General features: G+C 33.9%; 11 protein-coding genes and 1 pseudogene. 7 read left to right on the top strand and 5 right to left on the bottom strand.

Going from position 1 to position 21,045, the window contains the following annotated elements; all coding sequences use genetic code 11:
- Positions 1–137: 137 nt before the first annotated feature.
- The 3 genes from IAI56_RS12555 to IAI56_RS12545 form a co-directional block, all read right to left on the bottom strand.
- On the bottom strand, positions 138–1,037 hold the full coding sequence (locus IAI56_RS12555) for an RNA polymerase sigma factor (RefSeq protein WP_187658199.1): 900 nt from the start codon (positions 1,035–1,037) through the stop codon (positions 138–140).
- Positions 1,038–1,083: 46 nt separating this feature from the next.
- Positions 1,084–1,335, bottom strand: a complete 252-nt coding sequence (locus tag IAI56_RS12550) for a DoxX family protein (RefSeq protein WP_187658198.1) — start codon at positions 1,333–1,335, stop codon at positions 1,084–1,086.
- Positions 1,336–1,432: 97 nt separating this feature from the next.
- The gene (locus IAI56_RS12545) at positions 1,433–1,696 is read right to left on the bottom strand and encodes a YgaP family membrane protein (protein ID WP_094412380.1); all 264 of its coding nucleotides are present in this window, start codon (positions 1,694–1,696) and stop codon (positions 1,433–1,435) included.
- Between the two features lie 173 nt (positions 1,697–1,869).
- On the opposite strand from IAI56_RS12545, the gene IAI56_RS12540 reads away from it, so the two are divergent.
- Positions 1,870–2,145, top strand: a complete 276-nt coding sequence (locus IAI56_RS12540) for a hypothetical protein (protein ID WP_187658197.1) — start codon at positions 1,870–1,872, stop codon at positions 2,143–2,145.
- A 122-nt stretch (positions 2,146–2,267) separates the two neighbouring features.
- Here IAI56_RS12540 and IAI56_RS12535 read toward each other — a convergent pair whose 3' ends face one another.
- Complete coding sequence (locus IAI56_RS12535) at positions 2,268–3,680, bottom strand: LTA synthase family protein (RefSeq protein WP_187658196.1); 1,413 nt, start codon at positions 3,678–3,680, stop codon at positions 2,268–2,270.
- Between the two features lie 144 nt (positions 3,681–3,824).
- Here IAI56_RS12535 and IAI56_RS16310 point away from each other — a divergent pair.
- Positions 3,825–4,139, top strand: a pseudogene (locus IAI56_RS16310) (transposase); the annotation flags it as partial.
- Between the two features lie 367 nt (positions 4,140–4,506).
- Here the strand turns inward: IAI56_RS16310 and IAI56_RS12520 are convergent.
- Positions 4,507–5,436 carry a hypothetical protein gene (locus IAI56_RS12520; protein ID WP_094411952.1) on the bottom strand — a complete coding sequence of 310 codons (930 nt, stop codon included), beginning with the start codon at positions 5,434–5,436 and terminating at the stop codon, positions 4,507–4,509.
- A gap of 208 nt (positions 5,437–5,644) precedes the next feature.
- Here IAI56_RS12520 and IAI56_RS12515 point away from each other — a divergent pair, with 208 nt between their 5' ends.
- From IAI56_RS12515 to IAI56_RS12495, 5 genes are all read left to right on the top strand, one after another.
- Entirely contained in the window at positions 5,645–6,613 is a 969-nt protein-coding gene (locus IAI56_RS12515) for a sensor histidine kinase (protein WP_187658195.1), read from the top strand.
- Between the two features lie 46 nt (positions 6,614–6,659).
- The gene (locus IAI56_RS12510; RefSeq protein ID WP_165764564.1) at positions 6,660–7,319 is read left to right on the top strand and encodes a LytR/AlgR family response regulator transcription factor; all 660 of its coding nucleotides are present in this window, start codon (positions 6,660–6,662) and stop codon (positions 7,317–7,319) included.
- 528 nt (positions 7,320–7,847) lie between these two features.
- Positions 7,848–19,802, top strand: coding sequence for a LamG-like jellyroll fold domain-containing protein (locus tag IAI56_RS12505; protein ID WP_187658194.1), 11,955 nt, complete (start codon positions 7,848–7,850; stop codon positions 19,800–19,802).
- A gap of 127 nt (positions 19,803–19,929) precedes the next feature.
- On the top strand, positions 19,930–20,532 hold the full coding sequence (locus IAI56_RS12500) for a Crp/Fnr family transcriptional regulator (RefSeq protein ID WP_187658193.1): 603 nt from the start codon (positions 19,930–19,932) through the stop codon (positions 20,530–20,532).
- Between the two features lie 190 nt (positions 20,533–20,722).
- On the top strand, positions 20,723–21,045 hold a 323-nt coding region (locus tag IAI56_RS12495), incomplete at its 3' end, for a DoxX family protein (RefSeq protein ID WP_187658192.1).

The raw sequence follows: 21,045 nt of genomic DNA, 5'->3' as shown, positions 1-21,045 counted from the left end.
TACGAGACCCGCTTGGCCAGTCCTTAGCGAAGTCGAAGGGTTCGGAGGTGTGAGAGGCGCACTCCGTCAGTTTCTGGCGGAGCCCGTCTACTCGATTATAGCCAGCCTTTCATTTTTATATTGGTCAAAGTTCGCACTTATTGTTTAGACATGCTATCATTATCTCCAAGACTAAAAATATTGCTCAATGATTCATTATTGATTAATCGGTTAAATATGATTTGTTTGTGTTCTTTTTCTTGAAAAGGATGTTTAGTGAAAATGACGGCATAATTCTCAGTTACAAAATCATCATATTCATCCTTTTTTTGTCCGATTACTTCCTGTATGGTTTTAAGATAGTCTTTGTTAAATTGTAAATTGTCAGGATTAACTTTTCCTGCTAGAATGAATCCCTTTGTCTTGCTTGAACACCTGCAAGGATTATCCTTTCTTATAAGCCCGCATTTTTTATTCATAAAGTTGTAAAGATCTTTTCGTGCCCTTGACAACTTCTGCCTAAAATTATCTTTTGAAATATTCAACAGATTTGCTCCTAAATCATGATTAACATTGAATAATTCGCCAAGTATGAATACCAATCTTTGGTCACGTTCAAGACACAACAACATCCCATTCATACAGGCTAGTTTTGTTTCTTCAATTTCATCTCTCATCTCGGATTCTTCCAATAGGGATAAGGCTTGACTAGGAATCGAATCAAGTTGCTTTTCAACCACTTCAAATGATTCAGTTGCCAATTCTGACATTGACTTTTTCATTTGCAGAAAGTGATTAAAAGTAATCCGATATAACCAAGTTCTGAAGTTGCTCTCCTTTTTGAACTGTGATAGTTTGGTAATTATTTTGATTAGAATTTCTTGCGTAATATCTTGAGCATCCTGAACATTGCCCATCATTTTTAAGGCTATGTTATAGATAAAATGTTGGTGCCTGTAGATTAAAGCTTCTAAGGCAGCCACAGAGCCATTTACTGCACTATCAATAAGCTCGTCATCTGATTTATCTCGATAATTTGACGAAAACGGATTCTGCATTTCATGATTTATTAAGTGCTTTCCTATTTTTGGATGGCACTGTTTATTAACTTGTCACGGACGCTTTTTTTATCGTAATAAAGAAGTAGAAGCCCAAAAAAATCGGCATTGGTAGCATAACCCATTCTTGAAATTGAATATGTACTAATGTTGCGGCAGGCATAATTCCAAGCAAGATTATAGTGCCATATCTTTCCCATTTGCTAAACATAAGTAAACCTGCGACTATTTCTACGAGAGCGACTAAATATCGCCACTCGTCACCCAAAAGCCACTTATTGAAATTATCTACCGCCATTTGTAAACCAATGGTTTTGGGTATGGCTTATAAAATAAACAATACCCCAAGAATTTTCCCTAGAATAATTTTCTTTTCTTGTCCTATAGCTTTACTATCACTTTTTTTGGTATGAAATTCCTTTAGCATCGTTTTCTTCTCTTTCTTTCTGGCTCATCGTGTTGATGTTGGCCACAGAATTTAGTGGGCAACTTGCAGCAGCGGAAGTGCCAATTAACATAATAGCCGCTACTCCAATTACTATGGCAATTATCCCTGCAACGGCACCAAAGTACCACGCTCCAAGAGCAAGGACACCAATAATCAGTCGAATAATCCTGTCGGTCCGACCAAGATTTCTTTGAAACAACTTTTTACTCATAATTTTTACTTTTTAAAGGTTTGTAATACCAATTAGATTACAGTTCTTAAAAAGTGTGACAAGTGTCGTTTTAAGGTTGGCTATAACGTCAGACTGTGAAAAAACCTCCACAATCTCTTTAACAAATATACCAAAAAACTTGTAAGAAAAACAGAAAAGGTGTATATTTAAAGATGCAACACATCCAAGGAATTTCCCGTTATCAACTTCGTTTACAGAGTTTGGAAGACACCATCAGTCAAGAGAATCCTGTTCGCTTTATAGATGCTTTTGTCAACAGTATCGACTTAGCGAAAATAGGATTTACCCCCAGAGTTTTAAAAACCATCCATTTTAACCCAAGTTGTTTCCCTAAAACAAGGAAAGAACTTGGCTTTTATAAAATCAGTCTTTTTAGACTTAAAAAACTCGTTTGTAAGCACTCCAAGTTTTACAACTTTGAATTATAACTAAAAAACAAACTTCCTTAAAATAGCTTCTAAAGAGGTTACTTTTTATAAATATTTTAAAATTTTAGTTTTTTATTGAGGTTGTGCAACAGTTACCCTTGTTAGCGGTTCGGGCTTTTTTGTCATTGTCTATTGTTTAATTTAAACACTTTGAAATATTCTGATGAGAATATAATCTCTGAATTCTCAGGAACGTTTGGTTCGTGAAATGGCGTTCTTTGTATGTCTTTACTAAAACCATTTATTTGAGTAATAAAAATTACATTTTTGTATTTCTCAAAAAAGACACTGTCTATAGCTTTGTCTTGTCCAACCTTAGTATGCAATGCCCAAGCTGTCCACCATTCAAGGCCGTGTCTAGCTATTATTATTGTTTCATTATCATTTTTGATAACAGATTTAAGTTTTCTCAATTCTTCGTATGCAATTTTATCAATAACAGTTTCTTTGGGATGTCCAGATACTGCAATTATTGACAATAAAGTAAATATGACAAAGGAAATACTTGTTGTTTTAAGTTGCTTTACGTTAAACACCGTAGATATTTGAAGTATTAAAAGTATTTGGGGAATGAATAAAAATAAACTGAGTCGTTTAAAATATTCACCGTCAAGAAGTGGAAAGGAGAGAGCAATTAAGCAAACAATCGAAGCAAACAAAATCGTTTTTTGAAATGGTTTAAAATTGTTGCTTTTTGTTTTTAGGGTAATAATGCCAATTATTGCAAGAAAAATTGAAAATAAAATTATTAATAAGTCGGGTGGTGACAACATCCCATTTAGTACGGCTGGCTTCTCAAAAACCACAGTCCAAAATGAAACCAACCTGTTGAAACGAGAAAAATCAAACAGGAAGACAATACCCAAGCTAATAGTAATTAGAATTGATATTGGAAATATTGCTTTTTTCTTGTATGTATATAAAACCATTAGAAATAAAAAAAACATTGAAAAAACAAATGTTCCGAAATGTGTAAGCCCTATAAAAATTAAAAAAGCAATTGACAAAAAGATGTTAACTTTCTTTCGATTGATTTGGAAGGATAGATAGTATGCGAGAAAACAGAACAGAAAAAAAATTGCAAGGGCGTTCTTTTGTAGGTCTGAAGTGAGAATAAGAGGTGAAAATGAGAGAACCGAAAAAGCAAGGATGCTGAATTTAAATAATTTTACAGGCAAAGGATTGCTGAATTGAACGATTTTATAAAGAGGTAAAAGTAAAAGTGGAATAGAAATACTATCAACTATTTTAACGACACTCAATATCAGGCTGTCTGTAATAGAAAAACCAAAAAGCGATATGAACTTTATTAAAAACGCGTCAAAATAAAAAATCAAGGGCATATCAGAGAATCCTAAATGTCCGTTTGTCAAAATAGACCTTACCTGTAAAGGATAATAACCACCGTTAACTCCAGGAATTAATTCTTGAGAGAAGTTAAAATAGAATCGAATACTAAAAACAATAATACCCAGTAAAAAATAAATGGCTACTGGGGCTTTTAAGAATGTGTTATTTAATTTTTCAATTTTCAATTTTCAAAGTCTATGTCATTTTTATGTTTAGTATGTCGTCATAGCCTGACCGCTAACGTCAGACTGTGAAAAAACATCACGGTTTATATCATCAAATATAGTAAAAAACCTACTAATGAGTGTAGTTATTTTGTATATTTAAAGATGCAACACATCCAAGGAATTTCCCGATATCAACTTCGTTTACAGAGTTTGGAAGACACCATCAGTCAAGAGAATCCCGTTCGATTTATAGATGCTTTCGTTAACCTTATCGATTTAGAGAAAATAGGATTTACCCCCAGAGTTTTAAAAACCGAAGGTCGCCCGAGTTTTGATACCAAGGTATTTTTAAAAATCTATTTATATGGTTATTTAAACGGTATTCGTTCCTCGAGACGATTAGAAAAAGAGTGTCTTCGCAATATTGAATTGCAATGGCTTTTAGAGGCTATTTGCCCTAATTATCATAGCATTGCCGACTTTAGAAGAGACAACCCAAAAGCACTAAAACAACTCTTCAAACTGTTTGTATCCTTTTTAAAAGATGCCGAACTCATAGCTGGCGAAATCATCGCAATTGATGGTACAAAATCCAGAGCACACAACGGAAAGAAATCCAACTTTAACCAAAAGAAAATAGATAAACACTTAGCGTATATCGAAGCCAAAACCCAAGAATACCTCACGGCATTAGACCAAAACGACACCCAAAAAAACAGCATTAACTCTGGTTCAATATATCAACAAATTTATCTTTGATAGACCAATAAATAACATCAAAAATCAATTAATTTAATTTCACCCAACGGGTTAAACATAAATTAAAAACTAAATTTCAAAGAAATTATTCTTTCATGTTATCAGGAAGTGGTTTAATATTCAAAAAATTATAAGTATAAATTAAACTATAAATTTTCCAAGTGTTATCTGTTTTTACTAATTGCCAAGATTCTGCACCCCAATTTGTTGTTGTAGAACCCATTATAAACTTATAATCAAAAACAACAGTAGCTAACTTTCCATCAGTAAAGATGTTAACGTTATAAAATTTCTCTTCTAATCCAATATCTTTAAGTTGCGGATCATTCAATAGCTCATAAGCTCCACTCTGCTCTATTTCTTTCGCATTAGGATCTAACCGTTTTCCATATTCAAAAGACTTGTCATGTGCAACAGAAATCCATACAACTTTTTTATTGTAAAAAAGATTTGTTAAAGCAATTGAGTCTTTACTTTTAATGGCATTTTTGAAGTCATCTATAAGAATTTGTATTTCTTTTTTTGAGGCTGTCAAATCAATATCATTTAATTCTTTATCAATGTTTGATTTTGATTTTTCTTCTTTAACTTTTTCAAAAGAAATAGTTTTCCCAAATTCCGTAGTAATTGAAAAGACAGAAGAAGTTAGAATTTCTATTTTATATTTTGTTGTTCTGATAAATGCTAAGGATAATTCTTTTTGATCAGATGAAATTTGCCAAGTTCCCTTTTGAGATCCTTGAGGCGTAATAATGTTTAAAGAAAAATCTTCGTCAAACTGATATCGAATTTCAGGAATGAATGATGTAATCAATGACTGTTTTTGGCTTTCTAATTGAGCTACTAATGCCGCATCTGACTTTTTATAATTCTCTACTAAATCAAAGAAATAAACTTCTGTTGATTTTTCTGATATCTTCCATAATCCAACAATATTTTTTGAAAAATTATTTTTTTGTGCGTTTAAAAAATTAACAATTAAAAAAGTTACTAGGATTGTTATTTTTGTTTTCATAATTAAATGATTTAATGTTATTTGACACAAACGTATTGATAAAAAAAAGTGATTGGTAATAGAATCAATACAAAATGATGAATAAATGATGAAAAAGTGACAAAAAAAGTCTTGTCATATGATAATGATAAAAACATCCTTTATTTTTGGGGTAACTATGAATGAATAATAAATATCTAGTTCATTAATAAAATTTTACAAATAACAAATGAAAATAGCTAACACTACTATTTTTCAAAGAGGCTTATTGCTTCATTTACTTTTTTGGTTTTCGGTATTGGCTTTATTAATATATCCAAGCTTAATTGTTGATCAACCTCTACCGGTTGACTATTACAGAAATTCGTTAATTCTATTTATTTCCTTGTGTTTATCTGTATATACCAATAGATACTTATTGCTACCATTATACAAAAGGAAAAAATATATTTTATATTTTATTCTGATTTTAATCAGCATAGCTATCATAAGCTATACCGAAAGTATATTTTGCAATAACTTTATAAATAGTTTTATTTTCAATCTATTATTTGTGATAATTACTTCCTTTTTACACTTTTATAGAAATACGTATTTAGAAAATATTCGATTAAAAGAACTACATGATAGTATAGAGTTAAAACTTTTAAAAGAACACCTAAATCCACATTTTTTTTTTAATACGCTTAACATCTTGTACAATGCCTCAATGACAAATGCAACTATTTTGCCAAATCTAATCGTTAGTCTAGGTACAATGATGCGGTATATATTTACAAGTATAGAAAAAGAAAAAGTACTGGCTACTGATGAGCTAAACTTTATAGAAGATTATTTAAATTTTGAAAAAATTAGATTTTCTGACCATATTAAAATTTCATTTTTTAAAAATGTACAAATACAAGATCAAACCTTACCTCCTATGCTTTTAATACCATTTATTGAGAATGCATTCAAACACGGTGGAGCAAACTATAATGAAAAATTAGAAATAGATATAACTATTATGGTTAACCAAGCGTTTCTTTGTTTTGAAATTAAAAACACAAAAAATAATACCAATAGTAAAATTCTGCAATCAACAGGTATTGGAATTGCAAATACAAAAAAAAGGCTTGAGAAGTTAATTCCAAATCATCAATTGATTATTGATTCAACATCTGAATTATTCAGTGTTTATTTGAAAATACCTTTTTAACAATCTTAATGTAAACAGCATAAAAATGTCATTTAAATGTATCGTAGTGGATGACGAAAAACCGTCAAGAGAAATATTGAAAAAATTTATTGATAATATACCAAGTCTAAAATTAGTTGCAGAGTGTTACAATGCAATTCAAGTAATTGAAATTACTTCTAAAGAGTCTATTGATATAATTTTTTTAGATATTGAAATGCCAGACATGACTGGGGTTGAGTTATTAAAAATATTACACAACAAACCCTTAGTCGTATTTACAACCGCTTATGATAAATATGCTTTAACGGGCTATGATTTGGGTGTTATAGACTATCTTTTGAAACCTTTTTCTTTTGAAAGATTTGTTATTGCTGTACAAAAGTGTTTTTACAATTTAAAATCTGATAGGTTAATTAAATCCGATAGTGGAGAATTGCCATACCTCCTAATTAAAGTTGATAAAGACATTAAGCGATTTGATATCAATTCTATTTATTACTTTAAATCTTTTGGAAATTACACTAAATTATTTTTGCAAAATCGCGAAATTTTATGCTCAGAACCTCTTTCAAAAATTGAAATAAAGGTGTCCGATCACAATTTTATTAGAGTTCATCGATCATATATAATTTCAAAATCAAAAATAACTAACATTTTATCCAATGCCGTTTGCTTGGATAATTATTCTGTACCTCTAGGTAACCGATATAAGCTGAATTTATAATTTACATTTAATGTTTCATTTGTTCAAGTTTGTTTTCGTTATGTAAATCATTTTGTGTTTCATTATGAATTAATTCAAGTTGAATGATAATTTTATACATTTAGATAATCTACTCTTTAAACATTATGCTCTTTTAGGCTAATTTAATTTTCACTTTAAGTTGAAACCCTTTACATTGATCATTGTAAAGTAATTAAAGGAGGTTTTTTGTATAGTGTTGATTTGTATTAATATGAATCCGGTAATTTAAAGTTTTTAATGTCGTAATTGTCGTTCGATATTCATAAAGTCTTTACCTTTTTTTTATGACACAAATGTGTCATGTAAACGTCTGTATCATGTCAGACATTTGTAATTGAGTTTTTCTTGTTAAAAACTAGCCAAAATTTGATTTCACAACTATACAACAAGTTATTATTTATGGTAATACAATTACTCTACAAATCAGTTTACTTTTCTTTTAAATGCTTTCTTGAAAAGAATTTTAGAATAGTTATTCCTATGTTTTTCTTGCTGTCGCTCTTTTTTATGCAAGAGATTCATTCACAGAATACACTAAACACACTTGGATTAACTTCTTCTACACCAACTGTTGGAGCATATAGTTTACGAAGGTTAAGTAGTAGCTATACAGGAAATGCTGTATTAGTTCGAAGAAGTAGTGATAACGCTACTCAGAATATTGGTTTTACAGCATCTGGACTCTTAAATGAAACTGCTTTGTTAGCATTTGTAGGAACCGGTAGTGGATTTGTTCAAACATGGTATGATCAGAGCGGGTTTGACCGGCATATTACTCAAAGTACAATGGCGAGCCAACCCAGAATTGTCAATGCTGGGGTGATTGAGCGACAAAATGGAGTTCCGTCTGTTTATTTTACCGGTTCAAGTTTTTTAACCCATACATCTTTTCCAACTACTGGATTTACCGGTTATACGGCCAATATAGTGGCAAGATGGACAACAACAGGTACTAGTCAGGCAACCATTCAAACACTATTAGATAATAATCACAATACTACGCAAGGATTTGCCATTCAAGACCGACCTGATCTAACTGGAAGGCCATTGACCTTTGGGATTGCTGCAAACCCAAGTGGAGCCTTGGTTCAAGATAATACCCTTTCGGGTAATGGTACTAATAGAATTTTTACATTTGTTGCAAATAGCACGACAGTTTCTGGTTTTAAAGAGGGAACTGCTTTGCCCACTGCGTCTATTTCTGGAACCAATTATACACTTCAAAACCGTTTTGTTATTGGAGCTTGGTTTAATGGTGGTACAGTAAGTCGATTTACTACTGGGCATATTGGTGAGGTTTTGGTTTTTCCATCGGCGCTTTCTAATACTAATAGACAAACTTTAGAATGTAACCAAAGTGCTTATTTTACAATTCCTTTTGTTCCAACCGGGGTTGAATTCTACATTCAAAATGCTGCAGCAAGTTCAGCTTGTAGTTCAGCCGATGAACAAGTAGTTTGGAAATTATCAGATTTAGTAAATACTCAATCCACTGGTAATAATTTAACCAAAATAAATTCCAATGGTAACTGGGATGGGGGTGCATCTTCTTGGAATACCGTTTCTAATCACGGTTATTTTCAATTTACAGCTTTAGAAAATAATACTGAACGAATGGTTGGATTGAGTAATACCAATACTAATTCAAATTTTAATACCATTCAATATGCTTGGTATTTACGCAGCAATGGAACTTGTGAAATTTATGAGTCAGGTTCATCTAGAGGTAATTTTGGCTCTTGTGCACCAGGAGATGTTTTTAAAATTTCGGTTGAGGCAGGTGTTGTAAAATATTATCAAAACAATATATTACGTTATATTAGTACTATTTCCCCAAATCTACCTTTACTAGTTGATGTCTCCATCAATAGTATTAACGGCACTGTTTCTAATGCCATTGTATCCAATTATTTCACAGGATCTTTTACTGCTACTGGTATAAATCTTGGTACATCGCCGATTTACCAATGGAAATTGAATGGTACTAATGTGGGAACCAATTCTCCATCTTACACCAATTCTTCATTAGTTGATAATGATGTTTTGACTTGTGAAGTTAGTTTTTCTGGAAGTTGTGGAACTAACACTTTAACTTCCAATTCAATTACCAATAAAGAATTAACTTCTCCTACAAGTATTGATTTTTATATTCAAGGAACAGTTGGTACATCTGCTTGTAATACAACCGAAGAAGAGGTGCGTTGGCGTATAACGGATTTGTTTAATGTTCAAGTAACTGGATCAGGAAATAGTTTACGTAAAATACAGTCAAATGGAAATTGGGATGGAGGTGCTTCATCATTAAATACCGTTGCTAATAATGGTTATTTTCAATTTACAGCTAGTGAAACGAATTCGTTTCGTATGGTAGGTTTGAGTACTACAAACATTAACACTAATTTTAATACCATTCAATATGCTTGGTATTTACGTGGAGACGGAATATGCGAAATTTTTGAATCTGGAACAAACCGAGGAACTTATGGATCCTATGCTAGTAATGATGTATTTAAAATTACAATTGAGGATAATGATGTAAAGTATTATCAAAATGGAGTATTACGTTATATCAGTACAATCGCACCCAGTTTACCTTTATTGGTTGATGTTTCAATAAATAGTGTTAATGGTACAGTTACTAATGCTATTGTGTCCAATTATAATAATGGTGTTTTTACTGCTACTGCTACAAATGCAGGAGTTTCACCTATTTTTCAATGGAAATTGAATGGAATAAATGTTGGGACAAATAGCGCAACATATACCAATACGGCATTGTCTAACAATGATGTTATTTCTTGTACATTACTTCCAAGTATAGCAGGTTGTACATCAGTTACACCATATTTGTCTAACAGCATAACAAATAAATCTATCAGTACTGGTGTAACCCTAGATTTTTATATTGCTGGAGGTGTTGCCACTTCAGCCTGTAATTCAGTTGAAGAGCAAGTAAAATGGAAGATATCAGATTTACAAAATGTTGAAGCCAACAATAATAGTCTGTTAAAAATACAGTCTAATGGTAACTGGAATGGTGGCGCTTCTTCTTGGAATACGGTATCTGATAATGGCTATTTTCAATTTACAGCTACAGAGATAAATACGGATCGAATGGCTGGTTTAAGTACAACCAATGTTAATTCTAACTTTAATACCATACAGTATGCATGGTATCTAAGAAGTAATGGTACTTGTGAGATTTATGAATCAGGTAATTTTCGAGGTTCTTTTAGTACCTATACCGCTAATTCAATATTTAGAATTGCAGTTGAAGCTGGTGTGGTTAAGTATTTTTTAAATGGAACTTTAGTATATTCTAGTGCTATTGCCCCAATATTACCGCTAATAGTGGATGTTTCTATAAATTCTGTTTTGGGTACTATTTCGAATGCTTTAGTATCTAATTTAAGTAATTCAACTTTTACAGCTTTTTCAAGTGGTGCTGGTGCTAATCCGTCGTATCAGTGGTTGTTAAATGGTTCAAATGTTGGCACTAATAGTAACACATATTCCAATCCGTTTTTGACTAGTGGTGATGTTGTTAGTTGTCTTTTAACGCCTGATTTTGGTGGTTGTAGTACAACAAATTATCCTTCTAATGCCATTACAACAGTACAAGTTGGAACCCCTGCTTCTATAGAATTTATTATTCAAGGAACCCCTGCTACAACAGGGTGTAACGTTGCTAAAGAAGACGTTCGATGGTTGACTTCTTCATTGTTGAATGTAACTGCTACCAATAATAGTTTAATGAAAATTCAGTCAAATGGCAACTGGAATGGCGGAGCTGCTTCAAGAAATTTGATTGCCAATAATGGTTCTTTTGAGTTTAGAGTTTCAGAAGTAAATACTGATCGAATGGCTGGTTTAAGTACAACCAATGTTAATTCTAACTTTAATACCATACAGTATGCATGGTATCTAAGAAGTAATGGTACTTGTGAGATTTATGAATCAGGTAATTTTCGAGGTAATTTTGGATCTTATGTATCTGGTGATGTTTTTAAAATTAGTGTAGAGGAGATGGTCGTGAAATATTATGTGAATGATATTTTGCGTTATACCTCACTGATTGTTCCTAGTTTACCACTTTTGGTTGATGTTTCCATAAATTCTGTAGGGGGAACAATTACAGATGCTAAAGTTACCAACTACAATGATGGGGTGTTTACCGCAAGTGCTACAAATGCTGGCTCTGCCCCGAGTTATCAATGGTATTTAAATGGGGTTAGTGTTGGTGTAAATAGTTCTACTTACACCAATACTTCGTTAGGTAGTGGTGATGTGGTGTCTTGTCTTTTGACACCAGATTTATCAGGGTGTTTTAATGCTCAGATAGAATCCAATGTAATTTTAAATCAACAAATAAGTACACCAGTAGGTATCGAATTTTATATACAAGGGAGCGCTGTAACAACGGGATGTATAATATCTTCTGAAAATGTGGTTTGGAAAGTCTCCGATATTACAAATGTTTTAGCTAATGGGAATAGTTTAGTAAAAATACAGTCTAATGGTAATTGGAATGGTGGCGCAGCTTCCTATAATAGAGTTAATGATAATGGTTATTTAGAGTTTACGGCCACTGAAGTTAACACATTTCGAATGGTCGGTTTAAGTACAACCAATGTTAATTCTAACTTTAACACAATTCAATATGCATGGTACCTTAGAGGAGATGGTGTGTGTGAAGTTTTTGAGTCTGGAACAAGTCGTGGAACATTTGGGGCTTATACTAACAATTCGGTTTTTAAAATTGCTGTTGAATCTGGTGTAGTTAAATATTATTTAAACAATTCATTGCTTTATATTAGTACAATCACGCCAGTTTTACCCTTACTTGTAGATGTTTCAATAAACAGTGTTAATGGTACGGTTACCAATGCGATTGTATCTAATTTCAATAACGGAACTTTTACGGCCACCGCTACTAATGCCGGAGTTAATCCATTTTTTCAATGGAAATTGAATGGTGTGAACGTGGGTACAGGTACCGCTACTTATACCAATACGTCATTAAGCAATAATGATGTAGTTACTTGTCTATTAACGCCATCAATAAGTGGATGTGCAGGTGTGACTCCAGTGTTATCAAATGCTATATCCAATAACTTTATTGGCCAAACCCCTATAGAGTTTTACATTCAAGCCAATGCAGATACAGCTGCTTGTAGAACTGCTGAGGAGAATGTAGTATGGCAGACCTCTTCATTAACAAATGTTTCTGCGAGTGGTAATAACTTGATAAAGATTCAATCTAACGGTAGTTGGAATGGAGGAGCAGCTTCTTGGAATACAGTTAAAAACAATGGTTTTTTCCAGTTTGCTGTCTCAGAAATAAATGCAGATAGAATGGTAGGATTGAGTAGTACAGATGTTAATTCTAATTTTAACACAATTCAATTTGCCTGGTATTTACGTAGTAATGGCACTTGTGAAGTTTATGAATCAGGCTCATTCAGAGGAGGTTTTGGGGCTTATGCAACAGGTGATTTGTTTAAAATTTCTATCGAGAGTAACGTGGTAAAATATTACCGAAATAATATTTTGATCTACACCAGTACGATTGTGCCAACATTACCATTACTAGTTGATGTTTCGATTAATTCTGTTAATGGTACTATTACTAATGCGAAAATATCAAATTATTACTCTGGGGTATTTAGTGCTTTTGCTACTAATGCTGGTACAACTCCTTCATTTCAATGGAAATTAAATGGGGTTAATGTAGGTAGTAATAGTGCGGTGTATTCCAATACATCAATTGCTCCTGATGATATAGTTACTTGCATCCTTACACCTAGTGTTAGTGGGTGTTCTGCATCTGGCAATATTGCATCAAATTCAATTGTAAACAAGGCGATTGCCAATTTGACTGGTTCAGATATCGTAGTTCGTGGAACAGTTGCTACAGGAACCTGTCCTAATGTAGTTTCTGAGGATGTAGTTTGGAATACAGCTTCTTTACAGAATGTGAGTGCTACAGGGAATAGTTTACTGAAAACACAGTCTAATGGTAACTGGAATGGTGGTGCTGCTTCCTACAATACTGTTGGTAATAACGGCTATATAGAGTTTACTGCATCAGAAACTAATACGTCCCGAATGTGTGGTTTAAGTTCATCAAACGTTAATTCAAGTTTCAATACCATTCAATTTGCTATCTATCTTATTAATAATGGCGTTTATCAAGTTTATGAATCAGGATCTTTTAGAGGTAGTTTCGGTTCTTATAATTCCGGTGATCGTTTTAGAGTTGCAGTAGAAAGTAATGTGGTTCGTTATTACAGAAATAATGTTGTTTTCTATACAAGTACAATAACTCCAACATTACCCCTACTTGTAGATGTCTCGATAAATAGTGTGAATGGAACAATTACGAATGCCAAAGTAGTGAATACTAATGCAGGCACCTTTACCGTTACGGCTACTAATGTCGGTGCTTCACCAACTTATCAATGGAAGGTGAATGGTGCTAATGTGGGAACTAGTACAACTACGTATGTCAATACTAATTTGCAACTTAATGATGTGGTAAGCTGTGTTGTAACTCCTGATGCTTCAGGCTGTGATACAGCTACCTATCAATCAAATTTAGTTACCGTTTTATCAAGTGGAAATCCTATTGTTGCCCCCATCACTGGAAATACCAACGTTTGTTTAGGTAGTTCCACTCAATTAACAAGTGCGACTCCTGGAGGAACTTGGACGAGTAGTAATCTGAGTATAGCTACTGTAAATGCAACTGGATTAGTTACCACTTTGGCCACTGGAAACGTTACAATTACCTATACGGTTACCAATGGTACTTGTAGTAGCAATGCAGTTTCAATGATTACGGTAAACAATTTTACACCTACTGTTACATTAACTTCAAGTGCTGCTTCTATTTGTTTTGGAACTAGTACAACCTTTACTGCTACTGCTAACCAAACAGGTGGAGGAGTAATAACCTATACATTCAGGGTGAATGGTGTAAGTGTTCAAAGTGGATCTTCATCAACTTTTACAACATCTAGTTTGAATCAGGGTGATGCAGTAACTTGTCAGATTAACATTAGTGGTGGTGCTTGTTTGGTTCAAACAATAGCTACCTCAAATACAATTACAATGAGTGTCAATCCAATTGCTACTCCTACAGTTGTTTTGAATACACCTTCAACCTCAAATTGTAACGGAATACCTGCTACATTTACTGCTACAGCGAGTAATACTGGTGGAGGTGTAGTATCCTATAATTTCCGTGTGAATGGGGTTAGTGTTCAAAATGGGACTATTAATTCATATACACTTGTAAACCCTACAAATGGAGTACAAGTGAGTTGTGATATTTCAGTGCAATCAGGCACCTGTTTGTCTACAAATTCCGCAACATCAAATACAATTACTTTAACTATTTCATCTAATAGTACTCCAACTGTTAGCATTACTTCAACTTCAACATCTTTTTGTTCAGGAAATTCGGCAACTATAACAGCAACCGCTTTAAATACGGGTGGTGGAACGGTTACGTATACTTTTTTAAACAATGGCGCAATAGTTCAAAGTGGTACTTCAAATAGTTATACAAGTTCAGGTATTGTTAATGGTTCAAATATAAAATGTAATATTTCTGTTTCTGGTGGTACCTGTTTAACTTCAAGTGTTGCAAGTTCTAATACACTTAATTTTAATGTTACTAGTCCGAGTATAGTTTTAACTTCATCTGGAACAACACTTTGTACTGGAGCTAATGTTGTATTTACTGCAACCGCTTCCAATACATCTGGGGTAGGCACTATAACTTATGTTTTCCAACGTAACGGTGTCACAGTCCAAAGCAGTTCATCCAACACGTATTCTACAACCACTTACTCAAATGGTGATGTATTTGTTTGTATATTGAATGTTAGTGGTGGAGTTTGTTCTAATGTTGTATCAATTACGTCAAACCCTATTTCAATAAATGCCTTAAATACATCTGTGAGTATCTCTCCAAGTGCAACAACAATTTGTTCTGGGACTAGTGTTACTTTTACAGCTAATGCAATTAATACTGGAGGGGGTACAATTACATATACTTTTAGGAGAAATAGTGTCGTAGTTCAATCAGGTTCATCGAATACATATACTACTAGTACTATTAGTAATGGAAATAGTTTCAGTTGCAGTATATCAGTAACCGGTAGTTCTTGCGGAAATCCAACAGCAAGTTCAAACGCTGTGTTGATGAATGTTATTACTACGGTAACACCAAGTGTAGTTTTATCGCAAAGCCCTTCAAGCGGTATATGTTCTGGTAATACAGTTACATTTACAGCAACACCAACCAATGGTGGAGTATCACCAACTTATAACTTTAGAATTAATGGAGTTTCTGTTCAAAATTCTAATTCAAATACTTACACAACCAATTCACTTGTCAACGGACAAACTGTAGAAGTAGTAATGACTAGCACTGCTCTTTGCACGACTACCTCAATAGCGAATAGTAGTATAATTACAGTAGCTATTTTACCAACACCAACAGTTGGAACTGCTTCGTCAACACCTTCTGTGAATATCAATACTTCAATAACACCCATTACACACGTTACAACAGGTGCAACAGGTATTGCTCCAGCATCAGGATTGCCACCAGGTGTTATTGCTACTTGGTCAAGTAATACCATTACTATTTCGGGTACACCTACTGTTTCAGGCGTATTTAATTATAGTATTTCACTACTTAGTGCCTGTGGTTCGGCTACTGCTACAGGAACAATAACTGTAAAGGTTGATATAGATGGTGATGGTGTGGATTCTGCATTCGATGGAGACGATGATAATGATGGAATTACAGATGTTTTAGAGTGTGGAATTTGTTCTAATGCTGCGTTTATGAACGGTAATTTTGAATCTCCAGTTTTATCACCCAATACTTCTAGTTCTGTGCCATTAGCAAATACGTCTGGGTGGTTGAATACCGTTGAAAGTACATTAGAAATTTGGAGCACAGGCTTTAATGGTGTGCCTGCAGCTACTGGGAATCAATTTGTAAAATTAAATGCGGGTACTATTTATCAAACATTTTGTTTGAATGGAGCTGGAGGTACTATAAATTGGAGTGTTAAACACAGAGGTAGAGCGGGTATTGATGTAGCAGCAGTTCGTGTTGGAGCTACTATTGGTTCTGTAACAACAATCGCGACGATGTCAGATGGGATAACTGGTTGGGGAGCTTACACGGGTACTTATACTATTCCTACCGGTCAGACTTCTCTGGTTATTGCTTTTACTCCGATTTCTTCAACTGGTGGTGTGAACTTTGGGAACTTTATTGACGATATTCAAATTATTATTAATCAAAGTTGTAAAGATTCAGATGATGATGGAGTTACCGATAATTTAGATTTGGATTCTGATAATGATGGAATTCCTGATATTGAAGAAGCTGGATTTAAACAATACAGTTCAAATACCTCTACCATGAATTTAACAAGTGTTGCTACTTGGGCTGATTTTAATTCCAATGGGATTAATGATGCAATTGATAGTTTAATCAGCGCTTCAACATACAGTCTAATTGATACCGATAGTGATGGAATACCAAATTATTTAGATTTGGACAGCGATAATGATTCCTTCTGGGATGTTGACGAGGCAAGTCTTCTCAATGGTGACGGTGATATTAATGGAGATGGTAAAGGAGATGGATTGGATGTCGATGCTGACGGGTTGCTAGATTCTTTTGATAACGCAACTGTTTTTGGAACAACTTTTAGAGCGTATGCTCAAGATACCGATTCCAATGGTGTATCGGATTACATACAGTTGGATTCAAATAATGATGGTGTCAAAGACATTCAAACTGGATTGTATGCTAGTTTCGATACTAATGGAGATGGAATAATAGATGGCTCAGGTGATTCAGATAGCGATGGAATTTTAGATGTTTTTGATACGAATGATACCGTTAAAGGTTCTCCAAGAGATTTGAATCGCAAACTTTATTTAGATTTTGATGGTAGAAATGATTATGCAGAAAATGTTTCATTATTAGGTGGATTATCCCAAGCAACGTTGATGGCTTGGATAGATTTGAATACAACTTTTACTACAACAGGTGTGGTAGTGGGTCAAGACAAGTTCCAACTGCGAGTTAATAATTCTAAAAATTTACAAGTCATAGTTAATGGAACCACTTTAACTTTTAGTACTGCTCTGAATACCTCACAGTGGTATCACGTTGCTGCAACTTTTGGTGGAGGTTCACTGTCTTTATATCTGAATGGAAATTTAGTAGCCACACAAGCAGTTACGGGAAGTGTAGGGTCTGATACAAGTAAACTCACATTGGGTAAAAATCCGTTAAGTGCTACCAATTATTTTAAAGGGAAAATAGATGAAGTTCGTGTCTTTAATACCACTCTTACTTCAACCCAGATACAAAGAATGATGTATCAAGAGATACAAAATAGTTCGTCTCAAGTACGCGGAACAATTGTACCTAAAGATATTGGTTCACTTCCATTTGCCAATTTGATTCGCTATTACAGAATGGATACTTACAAAGATGATATCATTGATGATCTAACTACAAGTACAGTAGACATTGGAACTGGGATGAAAATGTATAATCACAAAGTAATTGCTGTTCAAGAAGCACCAATGCCATTCACCACAGTGCGGACTGGTACTTTTGCTTCGGCAGTTGATGACCCTACTAAAGACATAAGAGGATTAGATGTTATGGATTATGATTTTTCTATAATACAAGTAAAGCACAACATTACAGAAACTGCTAATAGTATTGATTTGGGTATGTTTGTTGATCCAGGAGTGACCGTGAATATGACCAACGATACAAAATTACAGAATGATTGGTACTTAAAATTAGATGGTAAGATTGATTTAGTTGGAAAATCACAATTGGTGCAGACTGCTCAGTCTGAACTTGATGCAACAAGTGCAGGATCGTTAGAAAGAGATCAACAAGGTCAATCCAATAAGTTCAATTACAATTATTGGTCTTCCCCTGTGAGTTCAATTAATAATAGTACTATTAATCATGGGTTTACTGTAGCAGGTGTAATGAAAGACGGAACTACAAATTTGCCTCAGAATCTATCATGGACAACAGGCGTTAATGGTTCACCTACAGTTCCTTTAACCTTGAGTAGTTATTGGATTTATAAATTCCAAAATTCGACGAATTCCTATGCAAACTGGTCACCTGTAGGTCAGAATGGAACTTTATTGGCAGGTCAAGGTTACACTTTGAAGGGTAGCGGAAGTTCCACTTTAAACCAAAACTTTACTTTTGTTGGAAAGCCTAATAGTGGCACGATTACGTCAATTGTTGGTCCTGGTAACCTTAATCTTTGTGGTAATCCCTATGCATCTGCTATTGATGCCGATAAGTTCATAGATGACAACGCTTCCAGTCTAATAGGAACGCTATACTTTTGGGAGCACTATCCTACCAATTCGTCCCATTATACGATACAATATCAAGGAGGATATGGAACATATACCAAAACTGGCGGTACGCCTCCGGTTGCCCCTTCCGGTATTAGTGGATTAGGATCTAGTAGTAAGGTGGCTAAGCGATTTATACCGGTAGGTCAAGGTTTTTTTGTTACGGGATCAACAAGTGGAGGTACAATAACCTTTAACAATGCGCAAAGATTGTTTATCAAGGAGGACGATACTGTTAATTCTTTTACTTTGTTTAAAACTATAAATCGAGCAAGTGCAGACAATGTTGACCCATTAATGAATAATTCGCAGGATGATTTTGAGCAACAACAATTCATGAAAATTCGATTGGGATTCAATGCGACAGATAACCTACACCGCCAAATCTTACTCGGTTTTATGAATGAGCACGCTACTTCAGGATACGATAATGGATATGATGGTATTAGCATAGAAACACTTTCTAACGATATGTATTTTATTAATGGCACTGAAAAACTCAATATTAGTGGCGAAGGATTTTTTAATGTCAATGCTATCTATCCCCTTGGTGTTAAAAATGCAACATCGGGATTAGTGACATTTGTAGTTGATAATAAAGAAAACTTTGATGAGGGTCAGGATATTTTTATCTACGATAATGAATCGGATACATACAACAGCATTAAATCTCAATCGTATCAGGTTTATTTACCTTCAGGAACTTATGACTCACGTTTCTCACTACGTTTTACTGATGGTTCTTCACTTGGAGTTGGTGAAAATGAGGGTCTTTATGGTGTTTCGATAACACATGCGCAGACCAGTAATGTTATTACCATTAAAAATGTACTTCAAGAAGTGATTGTTAAGTCTGTATCCATGTATAATCTGTTAGGACAGCAAATAACCGAGTGGCAGCTAGACGACCAAGATCAGTCTAATATAAAGCTCCAAGTTGGTAACGTAGCCACAGGAACATATATCATCAAAGTCATTACTGATGGAGGAATAATCACGAAAAAGATACTGGCAAAATAATGTTGGAATTTATTTTAAAGTGTAGAGAAGCTCAAACAGAAATCAATCATGTTCATGAATGTTTTGCTTTCCAGCAACAAATGATCTTAATTAAATTAAATACATTGTAATATAATACTATTTATAAATGACCGAAGCTATTCAAGCCTATTTGCATTCAGTGAAGGCGCTTTGCCCAGAAGTAACAGCTAATGAATTGAACTATATTGAAAGTGGCTTAACAATTTCTAAATTAAAAGCCAAGCAGATCTATATAGATGCAAACAGTGTTCAAAGACATATTGGATTTGTTTATTCCGGACTACTACGCGGTTTCTACATAGATAACAATGGCAATCAAATTTCAGTTAAATTCATACGTGAAAACGAGTTTGCAACACATTTTTCTGCCTTTATTACTCAGAACCCAAGTAATTATTACTTTCAGTGTATTGAGCCAAGCATCATAGTTAACATACCCTATGAGCATATACAAGGAGGTTACGAAAAGTTTCCGATTTTGGAAAGATATGGCAGATTGGTTGCCGAGGAGGTTTTAAAGATACTGCAAAAGCGTATTGAGAGTTTCCTTTTTGAGACAGCCGAAGAGCGCTATTTGAAATTTTTAAAAGAGTATCCTGATTTGATTGATCGAGTATCCCTATCTAACTTATGCACATCTCTTGGTATTAAGCGGCAATCATTAACACGAATTAGAAAACGAATTGCGGAAAGCGGTTCTCAACATTAAAAATTATTTTCAGTTCATCAATTTAAGTGTGTAGGGCCGTTTGAATGCACCTACGGATCTTTTGCATGAAATTTTTAAAGCCTAGCTAAGGAACGTTATATATTGTAGTTTATACCATTTACTAAAAAAAATACTGTAAGAATCTAAATTCTGTTAAGGGGAAGTCAACAAATTTCAAATAATACTAATTATGATTTTATTTAAAAGTAAACGATTTTTAAAAAAGGTTGCATTACCAAAGGCCTGGTCGTATAATATAGGCCTGCTATTTTTGCGGTTCAACTGTGCTTTAATGTTATTTCACGGCTGGTCAAAATTTAACAATTTTGCAAAGGACAGTGCTGAATGGCCTGATCCATTTAATTTGGGTTCAACGTTTAGTTATTCCTTTACTGTTTTTTGCGAGTTAGTTTGCACGCTTTTCTTAGTTTTTGGACTGTTTACCCGTTTTGCTCTTTTTCCTCTTATCGTTCTTCTGTTGGTGATTGTTTTATTCATTCACGAGGGCGAGCC

It is taken from the genome of Flavobacterium macrobrachii (assembly GCF_014486675.1).
In the GTDB taxonomy this organism is placed as follows: Bacteria; Bacteroidota; Bacteroidia; order Flavobacteriales; family Flavobacteriaceae; genus Flavobacterium; species Flavobacterium macrobrachii.
The sequence above is the reverse complement of the archived record's forward strand: the minus strand, read 5'-3'. Positions and strand labels throughout refer to the sequence as shown.